This window comes from Pseudoalteromonas sp. NJ631, assembly GCF_000276645.1.
In the GTDB taxonomy this organism is placed as follows: domain Bacteria; phylum Pseudomonadota; class Gammaproteobacteria; order Enterobacterales; family Alteromonadaceae; genus Pseudoalteromonas; species Pseudoalteromonas piscicida.
In genome coordinates this window covers 106,801-119,795 of sequence record NZ_AKXJ01000010.1, presented here as the reverse complement: position 1 = coordinate 119,795, position 12,995 = coordinate 106,801, and the positions used below count along the sequence as shown (strand labels likewise).

General features: G+C 45.0%; 11 protein-coding genes. 8 read left to right on the top strand and 3 right to left on the bottom strand.

Annotated features, from left to right (window positions below; genetic code table 11):
- The first annotated feature begins 66 nt into the window (after positions 1–66).
- The 7 genes from prmA to A587_RS0116425 all read left to right on the top strand — a co-directional run bounded on the left by prmA (position 67) and on the right by A587_RS0116425 (position 7,514).
- Entirely contained in the window at positions 67–939 is an 873-nt protein-coding gene (prmA, locus tag A587_RS0116455) for a 50S ribosomal protein L11 methyltransferase (RefSeq protein WP_017218468.1), read from the top strand.
- Positions 940–1,242: 303 nt separating this feature from the next.
- Positions 1,243–2,208: a tRNA dihydrouridine synthase DusB gene (dusB, locus tag A587_RS0116450; protein WP_010374120.1), complete on the top strand. Its 966-nt coding sequence runs from the start codon at positions 1,243–1,245 to the stop codon at positions 2,206–2,208.
- Positions 2,209–2,253: 45 nt separating this feature from the next.
- Positions 2,254–2,544, top strand: a complete 291-nt coding sequence (gene fis / locus A587_RS0116445) for a DNA-binding transcriptional regulator Fis (RefSeq protein WP_010374122.1) — start codon at positions 2,254–2,256, stop codon at positions 2,542–2,544.
- A gap of 211 nt (positions 2,545–2,755) precedes the next feature.
- Positions 2,756–4,342, top strand: coding sequence for a bifunctional phosphoribosylaminoimidazolecarboxamide formyltransferase/IMP cyclohydrolase (gene purH / locus A587_RS0116440; RefSeq protein ID WP_017218467.1), 1,587 nt, complete (start codon positions 2,756–2,758; stop codon positions 4,340–4,342).
- A 100-nt stretch (positions 4,343–4,442) separates the two neighbouring features.
- Complete coding sequence (locus A587_RS0116435; protein WP_017218466.1) at positions 4,443–5,279, top strand: class I SAM-dependent methyltransferase; 837 nt, start codon at positions 4,443–4,445, stop codon at positions 5,277–5,279.
- Positions 5,280–5,294: 15 nt separating this feature from the next.
- Positions 5,295–6,578: a phosphoribosylamine--glycine ligase gene (gene purD / locus A587_RS0116430; protein ID WP_010374128.1), complete on the top strand. Its 1,284-nt coding sequence runs from the start codon at positions 5,295–5,297 to the stop codon at positions 6,576–6,578.
- 114 nt (positions 6,579–6,692) lie between these two features.
- The gene (locus tag A587_RS0116425) at positions 6,693–7,514 is read left to right on the top strand and encodes a DUF2797 domain-containing protein (RefSeq protein WP_010374130.1); all 822 of its coding nucleotides are present in this window, start codon (positions 6,693–6,695) and stop codon (positions 7,512–7,514) included.
- Here the strand turns inward: A587_RS0116425 and A587_RS0116420 are convergent.
- Positions 7,487–10,003, bottom strand: a complete 2,517-nt coding sequence (locus A587_RS0116420; protein WP_017218465.1) for an EAL domain-containing protein — start codon at positions 10,001–10,003, stop codon at positions 7,487–7,489. The two genes, A587_RS0116425 and A587_RS0116420, sit on opposite strands and share 28 nt — an antisense overlap.
- A gap of 76 nt (positions 10,004–10,079) precedes the next feature.
- On the opposite strand from A587_RS0116420, the gene A587_RS0116415 reads away from it, so the two are divergent.
- Positions 10,080–10,379: a DUF4144 family protein gene (locus A587_RS0116415; RefSeq protein ID WP_017218464.1), complete on the top strand. Its 300-nt coding sequence runs from the start codon at positions 10,080–10,082 to the stop codon at positions 10,377–10,379.
- Here A587_RS0116415 and A587_RS0116410 read toward each other — a convergent pair.
- Both A587_RS0116410 and A587_RS0116405 read right to left on the bottom strand, forming a co-directional pair.
- Positions 10,376–11,296, bottom strand: coding sequence for a histone deacetylase family protein (locus A587_RS0116410; RefSeq protein ID WP_017218463.1), 921 nt, complete (start codon positions 11,294–11,296; stop codon positions 10,376–10,378). The two genes, A587_RS0116415 and A587_RS0116410, sit on opposite strands and share 4 nt — an antisense overlap.
- 104 nt (positions 11,297–11,400) lie before the next feature.
- Positions 11,401–12,963, bottom strand: a complete 1,563-nt coding sequence (locus A587_RS0116405) for a serine hydrolase (RefSeq protein WP_017218462.1) — start codon at positions 12,961–12,963, stop codon at positions 11,401–11,403.
- Positions 12,964–12,995: the final 32 nt, after the last annotated feature.

Genomic DNA, 12,995 nt, shown 5'->3' with positions numbered 1-12,995 from the left:
AAATAAGATTAAGGCCGCTATTCAGCGGCCTTTTTTATATTAATTGGATTAAATAGGTATACACACATGGCTTGGATCCAAATCCGAATTTATTCAGATAAAGCCGATGCCGATACTTTAAGCGATATGCTTATGGATGTCGGTTGTCCGTCTATCACATTCATGGATAGTAAAAACAATCCCGTTTACGAACCAAAACCTGGCGAAGTCATCTTATGGCCTGAGACAACGGTGATCGGTTTATTTGAAGCGAACCATGATATGCAAGCAGTCGTTGACTTTGTCCAGTCACAATATGACAAGCCGTTAAACTACAAGCTTGAACAGCTAGAAGACAAAGACTGGGAACGCGAGTGGATGGATAATTTCCACCCAATTAAGTTTGGCGAGAGATTATGGATCTGCCCAAGCTGGCGTGATGTGCCAGATCCCAATGCCGTCAATGTGTTACTAGATCCAGGCCTTGCATTTGGTACTGGTACTCATGCCACAACCGCACTTTGCCTGCAATGGCTAGAACAACAAGACCTCAGTGGCAAAACGGTCGTTGATTTTGGCTGTGGCTCTGGGATTTTAGGCATTGCAGCAATCAAATTAGGCGCTGAGCGTGTGATTGGTATTGATATCGATCCACAAGCGCTGATCGCAAGCCGCGATAATGCCGAACGTAATGGCGTCGCAGATAAACTAGAAGTGTATTTACCTGAAAACCAGCCGCAATTCAGTGCTGATATCGTTGTTGCTAATATTCTTGCACAGCCGCTGAGAGAGCTACACGAAATCATTCTCGGCTTCTTGGGCGACAAAGGCGCCATCGCTATGTCTGGTATTTTAGAAGAGCAAGCGCAATCCGTTGCGGATGTTTACGCACCATTTTTAAAGCTAGACAACATTGCCCAACAGGGTGAATGGACGCGCGTCAGCGGTGTGAAAAAATAAGGCTGCTAACGTAACGCTGACAAAAGTATCAGCGAGTCAATGAAAGTTAGTAAGTTTTAACTGGTAAAGCCTGTAATTAACAGGCTTTACGCATTTTTCACAGCTTAAATTTTCGGCTCAAATTGTACCTTTAAAATTGTTTTTGCATAAATTTCGTGCAAATTATCTGGGCTCTCAGGTTGTTATCAAATGTCAACCCATAAAGTTCAAAAAAAAAGCAATTATGTTCAATTTATAACCTTTGATTTTTGCGAAAAAAACCGTAAACTTAGCGCCCCTTGAGGTAAGGCGGATTAAACTGTAGTGCGTATTGGTCCATACCAACTTGAAAACAATCTTATCGTAGCACCAATGGCTGGGATCACCGACAGACCGTTTCGACAACTGTGTCGACGTCTAGGTGCTGGGCTTGCGGTATCAGAAATGTTGTCTTCAAATCCAAAAGTGTGGAAAACCGATAAGTCGCAAAATCGCATGGATCACAGCGGTGAATCGGGCATTCGCTCGGTACAAATCGCAGGAGCAGATCCTGAGTTGATGGCGCAAGCAGCACAATTTAATGTCGCAAACGGTGCGCAGATCATAGATATCAATATGGGCTGCCCCGCTAAGAAAGTGAACAAGAAGCTTGCAGGCTCAGCATTGTTGCAATATCCAGAGTTGGTTGACGAAATCGTAACCGCTGTGGTTGCTGCCGTTGACGTACCTGTGTCGTTAAAAATCCGTACAGGATGGGACACAGACAATCGTAACGGTGTTGAGATTGCTCGCATAGCTGAACGTCGAGGCATCGCTTCGCTAGCCGTGCATGGCCGTACAAGAGCATGTATGTATAAAGGCGAAGCTGAATATGCCACGATCAGAGAAATTAAACGTTCAGTATCTATTCCTGTGGTAGCAAACGGTGACATTACGTCTCCTGAAAAAGCGAAGCAGGTGCTGGAATACACGGGCGCAGATGCCATTATGATTGGTCGAGCCGCCCAAGGTCGTCCTTGGATTTTCCGAGAAATAGACCACTATTTGCAAACCGGTGAACATTTGCCAGAACCTGAAATAGCAGAGGTTCGAGCAATATTGATGGAGCACTTAGTAAATCTTCATCAATTCTATGGTGAGCCAATGGGAGCGCGCATCGCACGCAAGCATGTATCTTGGTATTTGCAAGCCCATGACCAAGAAGGTCAATTTAGGCGAGTATTCAATGCCTTGGAGACGCCAGAAGCGCAAATCGAGGCATTAGAAGACTATTTTGAAACATTAGGGTGAATGAATTTATTCATCCTTCAGGCTAACTAAGAAAGAGACATAACGATGTTCGAACAAAATGTGACTTCTCCATTTATTACTAACGCTCATGTTCAGTCACAAGAGAAACCGCAACCTTTGCGCGATGCAGTTAAAAAAGCTGTACATCACTATCTAAAGCAGCTTAATGGTCAAGACGTACAAGACGTTTATGAGTTAGTTCTTTCTGAGCTTGAAGCGCCTCTACTTGAAGAGGTTATGACTTATACTCGTGGTAACCAGACTCGTGCAGCGATCCTTTTAGGCATTAACCGTGGCACACTTCGCAAGAAGCTAAAAAAATACGGCATGAACTAAGCACTGCTAGTAAAATTTAGTTGATAAAAAAGCACCTTCAGGTGCTTTTTTATTGTTTAAAATTCAGTATCTAGCGGACATTTATCCTTTTCATATCGCACTTTTCTCATGTTTATCTCGCCTTTTAACATCGTCATCTTAACAATAATGCGCTAAAATACCGGCTTTCTAAGCTAGCCCTTAACTAATCATTGAGGAAACCTGAACCATCATGGATATACATCGTCCAATTCGTCGCGCCCTACTAAGCGTGTCAGATAAAACCGGTATCGTTGAATTCGCCACAGCACTTGCAGCTCAAGGCGTAGAAATTTTATCAACTGGCGGTACTTGCAAACTACTTGCAGACAACGGCATTAAAGTAACAGAAGTATCTGATTACACTGGCCACCCAGAAATCATGGATGGTCGCGTTAAAACGCTTCACCCAAAAGTGCACGGCGGTATCTTAGGACGTCGCGGTCAAGACGAAGACGTCATGACTGAAAACAATATTTCAGCAATCGATATGGTAGTAGTCAACTTATACCCCTTCGCACAAACTGTTGCGAAAGCTGACTGTAGCCTAGAAGATGCAATCGAAAATATCGATATTGGTGGTCCAACAATGGTTCGTGCTGCGGCTAAGAACCACAAAGACGTGACCATTATTGTAAATGCGAGTGACTACAGCCGTGTTATTGAAGAAATGAAGGCGAACTCTGGCTCTACAACATACAAGACACGTTTCGACCTAGCTATTGCGGCCTACGAGCATACCGCACAGTATGACGGCATGATTGCCAACTACTTCGGTAAAATGGTTCCGGATTATACGGAAGAAGCAGCAGAGGAAACCAAATTTCCTCGCACTATCAATATGCAATTCACTAAGAAGCAAGATATGCGCTACGGTGAAAACTCGCATCAAGACGCTGCTTTCTATGTTGAAAACAACATTGAAGAAGCATCCGTCGCGACGGCTAAACAACTTCAAGGTAAAGCGCTGTCTTATAACAATATCGCTGATACCGATGCAGCACTTGAGTGTGTTAAAGAATTTGATAAGCCGGCTTGTGTTATCGTAAAACACGCAAACCCTTGTGGTGTTGCGGTAGATGAAAACATTCTTGCCGCCTATGACCGCGCATTTAAGACCGACCCAACTTCTGCCTTCGGTGGTATCATCGCCTTTAACCGAGAGCTAGACGGCGACACGGCGGAAGCCATCGTAGCACGTCAGTTTGTTGAAGTTATCATCGCACCGAGCGTATCAGAAGAAGCCGCACAAATCGTTGCTGCGAAGCAAAATGTACGTTTACTAGAATGTGGCCAGTGGTCAAACAAAACCACAGGTACTGATATTAAGCGTGTTAATGGCGGTATCTTAGTACAAGATCGTGACCAAGGTATGGTTGGTTTGGACGACCTTAAGGTGGTTTCGAAACGTCAACCTACAGAACAAGAACTAAAAGATCTACTGTTCTGCTGGAAAGTCGCTAAATTTGTTAAGTCCAACGCGATTGTTTACGCCCGTGATGGGATGACTATTGGTGTGGGCGCAGGCCAAATGAGCCGCGTGTACTCTGCAAAAATCGCAGGGATCAAAGCCGCAGACGAGAACCTAGAAGTTCCGGGTTCTGTGATGGCATCTGATGCGTTCTTCCCGTTCCGTGATGGTATTGACGCCGCTGCAGCTGCGGGTATCACCGCGGTTATCCAGCCGGGTGGCTCAATGCGTGATGAAGAGGTGATTGCCGCCGCTGATGAAGCGGGAATGGCAATGGTGTTTACCGGCATGCGCCACTTCCGCCATTAATCAATAAAGCGCGAAACTTATGAGTTTCGCGCTTTTTGTTTCAGCTAATTTCCAGTATTCTGGCTACAGCATAATCATAACAGAATGAAGGAAGCTAACGATGAATCTAGGTATGAAATCTCTTATCGCTGCGGCAGTATTTACCACTTTAGTGGGCTGTAACGCGACAGAATCCAACTCCAGCCAAGCTGTACCAAGCGCGATTGCAAAAGCCGTTGCTAGCGATAATCGAGCTGAGAAAAACAGAGCCCGAGACCAATATCGCCACCCAAGTGAAACGCTTGCTTTTTTTGGCATTGAGCCATCAATGACCGTGGTAGAAATTGCACCTGGTGGTGGTTGGTATAGCGAGATTTTAGCGCCGCTGGTTAAAGGTCAAGGCACCTATTATGCAGCGCACTTCCCTGCTGATTCAGATGTTGGCTACTATCAACGCTCATTAAAAGGCTACAAAGACAAAGTAGCAACCAACCCAAACTATAGTGAAGTAAAGATCACCGAATTTGCACCAGTAACACACAGTAATATTGCGCCACAAGGCAGTGCAGACGTGGTACTTACCTTCCGTAACGTGCATAACTGGTACATGGGTAAAGGGGATGAAGGTGTACTTAGCGCGTTCAACGCGTTTAATAAGGCACTGAAACCTGGTGGCATTTTAGGTGTGGTTGAACACCGTCTGCCTGAGCACCGCCAACTTGAAGATCAAAAGTCGTCAGGTTATATGAAGCAAAGTTATGTTGTTGATATCGCCAAGCAAGCTGGGTTTGAATTAGTTGCAAGCAGCGACATTAACGCCAACCCGCTAGACAGCGCCAATCATCCAAAAGGCGTCTGGACTCTGCCACCTCGCTTAGCGCTGGGTGATGAAAAAGCAGCGCAATATAAAGCGATTGGGGAAAGCGACCGCATGACCTTAAAATTCAAAAAGCTTTAATAGGAAAATTTCGCCATGAATGTACTAGTCATTGGCAGCGGTGGACGTGAGCATGCGCTTGCGTTCAAAGCCGCACAAAACCCATCTGTAAAAACAGTTTTTGTAGCACCTGGTAACGCTGGTACTGCGCTTGAGCCTAAACTCGAAAACGTGGCTATCGGCGTTGAAGATATCGATGCCTTAGTCGTCTTCGCTAAAGAAAACAATGTGCAATTAACCATTGTTGGCCCTGAAGCGCCACTGGTTATCGGTGTAGTTGACCGTTTCCGTGACGAAGGCTTAGCTATTTTTGGACCTACTCAAGCAGCAGCGCAGTTGGAAGGTTCAAAGTCGTTTACTAAAGACTTTTTAGCACGTCACGATATTCCAACAGCGGCTTATCAAACGTTTGAAGAGATTGAACCTGCGCTTGCCTACTTGAAAGCGCAAGGAGCACCTATCGTCGTTAAGGCTGATGGTCTTGCTGCTGGTAAAGGGGTAATTGTGGCAATGACCGAAGCGGAAGCGGAAGAAGCTATCCGCGATATGCTTGCAGGTAATGCTTTTGGCGAAGCGGGCAGCCGTGTGGTTATCGAAGAGTTTTTAGAGGGTGAAGAAGCCTCTTTCATCGTCATGGTTGACGGCAAAAATGTACTTCCTTTTGCCACCAGCCAAGATCACAAACGTGCATACGATGGTGATAAAGGCCCAAATACAGGTGGTATGGGTGCATACTCTCCAGCTCCTGTAGTCACGCCAGACATTCATGATCGCATCATGGCCGAAGTGATCAATCCAACGGTTGACGGTATGGCGAAAGAAGGTCACCCTTATACAGGTTTCCTATACGCTGGTTTGATGATCACAGCAGACGGCACACCAAAAGTTATCGAGTATAACTGCCGCTTTGGTGACCCAGAAACACAACCTATCATGTTACGCCTCCAATCTGATTTAGTTGAGCTGATTGAAGCGGCAAACCGTGAAGAGCTTGATCAAACATCGATTGAATTTGATCCGCGAGCGGCTGTTGGTGTTGTGCTTGCAGCTAGTGGCTACCCAGGGAACTACCCTAAGGGTGACGCTATTTCAGGTCTTCAAGTGAACTATCCTGAAGGTGAAAAAGTGTTCCATGCTGGTACTAAGCAAGATGGCGAGCATGTAGTCACTGCTGGTGGTCGAGTATTGTGTGCGACGGCCCTTGGCCACACAGTAACGGAAGCGCAAAAACGCGCCTACTCTCTAGTGAAAGACATTCACTGGGATGGCGTAGAATACCGTACAGATATCGCATATCGCGCAATCGCACGCGAAAGCTAATTCACGTTAAGCTTTGCAAGGCCAGCCCGGCGCTGGCCTTTTTCATTTTTACACACTGCGTTTCTAAGTTTGTAATGGTATCCTACCCTTTTATGAGCATTTTTAGGGGCAAAGATGCAAGTACAAGGTACACTCAGCAAGTTAAAGTCAGCGCTTGTTGAACCTATCCAATATCAATTACCTGTGGGTGATAACTTAGTATCACTCAATGACTACTTTGGTAAACCAGTTACCCTGACCTTCACCGGCAATATATTTTGCAGTAGCTGTGGTAAGAAAACCAAAAAGAGCTATTCGCAAGGCCACTGTTTCGTGTGTATGAGAAAACTCGCTAGCTGCGACATGTGCATTATGAAGCCAGAGACCTGCCACTATGATCAAGGCACCTGTCGTGAACCCCAATGGGGCGAAGAGAACTGTATGATCCCGCACTATGTGTATTTGGCCAATACCTCAGGTCTTAAAGTTGGGATCACTCGTCATACACAGATCCCAACGCGTTGGGTAGATCAAGGCGCAACGCAAGCACTGCCGATTTTTAAGGTGCAAACCCGTCACCAGTCAGGATTAGTGGAAGTGGCACTGGCTCAGTTTATTGCCGATAAGACTAACTGGCGCAATATGCTCAAAGGCATCAATCCTGAAATAGACCTCAAAGCAGAAGCAGCTAAGCTTATTCCCGAGATCCAAACAAAGCTCGACGAACTTGCTGAACTCTTTGGTGCAACCGCCATTGAAGTGCTGGACGAGGAAGTGGTTGATCTCACCTTCCCTGTAGAGCAGCACCCGAGTAAAATCAGCTCGTTCAACTTTGACAAAGACCCTGTAGTTTCAGGCGTGCTTGAGGGGATCAAAGGCCAATATCTTATTTTTGATAATGGCGTGATCAATATTCGTAAGTTTACTTCTTACGAAATTACCTTCTCTGACGAATAAAATGCATGCCAATCGTCTTCTGTAAGTGGCTTACAGAAGACGTAACCTTGGATTGTATGACAACCTAGCTTGCGCAGGTAACGTTTCTGTACAGGCTTTTCAACGCCCTCAGCTACAACTTGCAGGTTTAATGCCTTAGCCATCGCCACAATTGCCGAAACAATTTCGCTGTTGCCATATTCATCGGGCACTTTAGCAATAAAACTAGCATCTATTTTTAGGATATCGATGGGCAGTTTAGCCAAGTAACTGAGCGCAGAATACCCTGTACCAAAGTCATCAATCGCCAGTTTTACACCCAGCTCCTTGAGTTTTTTCAAGGTGTACTTAGCCTCAAGCAGATTACCGATAAAGCTATTTTCGGTAAGCTCAAGCTCAAGATACTTGCCGTCGACGTTGTGCTTCTTTAATGCCTGCGCAACACATTGATAAAGGTCGCCTTGAGTGACATGAGACGCCGAGATATTAATCGCCAAGCGCCTAATATCAACACCGGCGCGTTGCCATTTAGCCAAGTGCTGACAGGCTTTATCTATTACCCACTGATCTAAACGAATAATAAGCCCAAGCTCCTCTGCGAGTGGAATAAATTGAGCTGGCGAGATCATCCCAAGATTTGGGTCGCGCCATCGCAGCAAACACTCAACACTAGAAATACGACTGCTAGTTAAGCACTGCAAGGGTTGAAAATGCAGTTCAAATTCATCATTTTCTAAGGCATTCTGAAAACGGCTTAGCATGGATAAGCGCTCAAATGAGCGTGCATTCATCGAAGCTTCGAATAATTGGAAGGAGTTGCGCCCTACTTCTTTGGAGCGATACATAGCAACATCGGCGTGTTTAAGCAATGTTTCCGTGTCATGACCATCCTCGGGATAAATAGCTGCCCCCATAGAGGCCGTCGCAGCCACCTGCATATCACCAAGCTGAAAGGGGCTCGATAGTGCCATCAACATTTGGTCAGCAAACTCAATGACCTCCGACATGCCATTTACTTCGCTCAGTAGCACAACAAATTCGTCGCCACCAAGTCGCGCTAACGTGTCACCTTCGTTTAGAATAGACTTTATTCGCTCACTAACCTGTACCAATAACTCATCTCCGGCGCTGTGGCCAAGAGAGTCATTCACTTCCTTAAAGCGGTCTAAATCTATAAACATCACACTGAGTTTTTGTTTATAGCGGTGCGCTGATGCCAATGCCATAGAGAGTCTGTCGTAAAATAAGCGGCGATTAGGCAGCCCAGTCAATTCATCAAAATAAGCTAAGCGAGCAATTTTTTCTTCAGCATTTTTGCGCTCCGTAATGTCACTAAAAATGGCCGCGTAGAGCATGTCGTCACTGTACGGCTCTCTGATCTCAATAATCGTGAGCCATTCAACATAAATCTCACCACTCTTTTTGCGGTTGCAGATCTCACCCTGCCACACACCTGTTTCTCTGAGCGTTTTCCACATGCTCTGATAATAGCATTCATCATGTAGCCCAGAGCTCAATATGCTGGGGTTTTTCCCCAGTACTTCATAATCTTTGTAGCCAGTAAGCGCACTAAACGCTGGGTTGATCTGGATTATTTCACCTGAACTTTTGGTGATCATGATACCATCGAGAGAAGCATCAATGATGCGGTTTGCTAGATAAAGATTCTTCTCCGATTTTTGCAGTGCAATATCACGTTGTACTAGGACTTTTTCCAGCTCGCTACAATACGCAGTTTCAATTTCAGTCAGGACATTTTTGAGCGCCAATAGCCCTATCACTTGTTGCGAGTCTGGGGAAGTCACTACCAAATGACGAATGGAGTTTACCGTCATCAGCCGGTAAGCATCGAATAGGCTGTCTTTTGGCGTCATGGAGAGCATCGGATAGCTGGCTAATTGCCAGCAAGGCTGACGCCAATCTGGGTTGAGAATTATATACGCAATATCACGCTGAGTAATAATGCCATACTCATTTAATTCACGGTTATACACCAGCACAGCGGTAAGCTTAAGCTCACGCATATTATTGATAACATCAGAGACGCAGTCTTCACTGTCTAAAATCACAATGCTCGAGTCAAAATGCTGCTCAATTGGTCTAAAATGCAAATAATGGTCGAGCCCTTGGCTGCGCACAATATCGGATAAAGAGACCACACCACAAGGCAGATTATCCGAGTCCACCACGAGTAAGTGACGGATCCCTAGTTGGTGAAACTTGACCGTCGCCTCACTCAAGGTTTTATCAATTTGAATTTTTTGCACCGGTGTAGTCATCACTTCTCGGATCGGCACCTGGGCAAAGTCAGGATCGTTAAAGTTGAGCTTAACGCAATCCGACTCAGTCCAGATACCAATAATGTCATCGGCACGGGTAATAAAGATCGAGCTCACTCTGCTCGCTCGCATTTGCGCAACCGCATCATATAGACTGGTTTGCTCATCGCAACATAACAAGCTATTGGTAAATACTTCTTTGATCTGTAACTGACGTGAATCACCAACCATAAGCACACTCTCGCAATATTATTCCAATTTGAAGTATACTGGGCGACACTTTTGATAACTTGACCAAGAACAAATTATGGCGATAAAAACCTATCCTTTATTGCTGGTATTAGACCAAAGTATAGAGTTTATCGAAGATGAAAAAGCACTTAGAGATGCAACGCATCTGCTCGATGTTGCGTCACTCAAACGGTTAATTCTAGTATACCCAAACGATTGCTGCAGCAACGTACAAGGTGCGCCCGTGCAGTGTATTGATTTGAAATATTTAACCGAATTAGTGCAACAATACCTCATTGACGAAGGCCAGTGTTGCGTAAGCAAAATCCAACTGAGCAATACTCAGCAAGCTTTTGATTTGTTAAGTCTAAGCTAACCGGCTTCAACCAGCGCTTTGATATGTGTCACGGCGCTGCGGCCTAAAGAAGAAAGATCATAACCCCCTTCTAAGTAAGAAATAATCCCCAAACAGTCCGGTGAGTTTGCAAACTCAACCACTTGCTCAGTAAACCACTGGTAATCTTGTTCAACAAACTTGAGCCCGCCCATATCATCTTCTAAATGACCATCAAACCCTGCGCTGATAAAAATGAGCTGAGGTTTAAATGATTCCAGCTTAGGCAACCATTGCTGCTCCACCAAGGCTTTTAAGTCTGTACCATCCGCTCCCGCACTCAAAGGAGAATTGATAAGTGTTTGATGATTCTCAATTGCGGTATTTGGATAAAAAGGGTGTTGAAACAAAGAGCAAAGTAACACGCTATGATCGTCTTTGAAAATATCTTGTGTGCCATTACCATGATGTACATCGATGTCCAATATAGCAACCCGCTCTACGCCCTTCGTCTTGGCATAAGCGGCAGCAATGGCAACATTATTAAAGACACAAAATCCCGATGAAGTACTTTGATTGGCATGATGCCCAGGAGGTCTAACAGAACAAAATGCAGCATCAAGTTTACCAGCAACGACTTCGTCCACCGCGAGTATTCCTGCGCCAACAGCACGCTCAATCGCTTTCATAGAATCAGGACAAAGCCAAGTGTCGCCGTCTAACTCAGTTAACCCTTCATTAGGGATTTTATCCATTACTTCTTTGATCATGGCTTGATCATGAACCAATGCATAGTGTGAAGTATCGGCTTTCAGCGCCGTTTTGTGCTCAATGGCGATATCAAGTCCAGACGCTAGCAACCTGTCTGATATCGCATCTAACCTCGCAGGACACTCAGGATGTTCCTCGGTCATTTTATGCTTGCGGCAATATGGATGAGTAATAATTGCAGTACGCATAACGAATATACATCCTATGTTAGTTTGCGACGTGGTTGATTTAAGTAGCTATCCTTTCACTATATCAAAGCCACATAATTGTGGCTTTGATACTTTGGTATATCTTAATGTTGGATTTCTTTCGCCTTTAAATCCAAATTATGGAAATCGAAACTAAAGTCGGTTATTTCCGGATTAACAAATTCCATCGCAGCAGACTCAACCCGTTGAGATTTATCCATCACAAAATTGATGTAAGCATCTGCTTCAAGTAATGGCTCATCCCACCGTACCACAAAAGTGTTACCGGTTAGGTGCTCAAGTTTCCCTTTGAGGCGCTTCGTGTGCGTAAAATCAATGCGCAGTTCCTTACCGAGCTTTTCCACCACTACATCGCCATACCAAGCGCTATTTAGTGTTCCCGTGTAGTTGTTTAGTGGTAAAGCAGGCTGTGGTTTTGCAACTTCGATTATCCCGGCTTTGGCATATTTTTCTTGTTGCGCCTTAAAGTAGTCATCGGCGATGATCTGCACCCAGTCTTTATCTTCTAGACCAAGCGCATCTTCAAACACTTCATTGATAATCGCGGAAAGTGCGGGGTATTTTTGTTGGTTTGATAAGACCACCACGCCCAATTTTTTCTCTGGGATCATCGCAACTTGCGACACCATACCTAAAATCCCGCCGCCGTGACCCACCTTCTTAAAACCAAAATAGTCCTCTACCGCCCAGCCAAGACCGTACCCTCTAAACTGCTGGTGGTATACTTCTGCGGCTTTTGCTGCGGGAATACGTGTAATGTGTGGATGCCACATTTGCACTTGTTGCTCTTGGCTAAATAGCTGCTCGCCAGAAGGTAAGCGACCACCTTCAAGCTGAGTTTGCAACCACTTGGTCATGTCATCCACGTTAGACGCAATTGCGCCAGCACCACGGAAATCTTCTAGGTAGTTAACAAAGAACGGCGTAAGTTTGCCATCCATCGGAATATGGCCAGTCGCCCAATTACTATTGTTAGCCGGGATCCGAGAGAATCCAGCCTTTGAGTCATCCATATCTAGCTTGGTAAACATTTCCTGCTCAACAAAATCGCGCCAATCTTTGCCACTGACTCGGCTTACGACTTCTCCTGCAACCACAAACATCAAATTGTTATAAGCGTAATGGCTGCGGAAACTTGAATCAGGTTTGAGATGTGAAATACCTGCCAGCAATTCAGTCATGGTTTTATCAGTATCAGGCCAGATCATAAGATCGCCCGCCCCAAGACCCAACCCACTTCGATGACTTAATAAATCTCGGATCGTCATTTCTTGAGTAACATAACTATCGTAAAGCTTAAATTCTGGAATGTGTTTGGTGACTTTGTCATCCCAATTCAGTTTGCCTTGATCTATCAACATCGCCAGCGCTGCTGCCGTGAATGCTTTGGTGTTGGATGCAATACCAAACAAGGTATCCGCATTGACCTTGGCTGGCTTATTTAAATGCGTCACCCCAAAACCCTTGGTCATCACAACCTTGCCATCTTCTACGATACCGATTGCCAAACCTGGAATATTAAATTTTGCCATTGCGCTTTTTACTGCAGTTTCAACATCTTGTTGGTTTACTGCCGCACTTGCCTGCGCACTAAGAAAACTTGCTGCAACTAGGCCGGAGGTTAATAGCCATTGTTTTATTTTCATTATTTTTCCTTGGATTTTTGCCACAACTAATC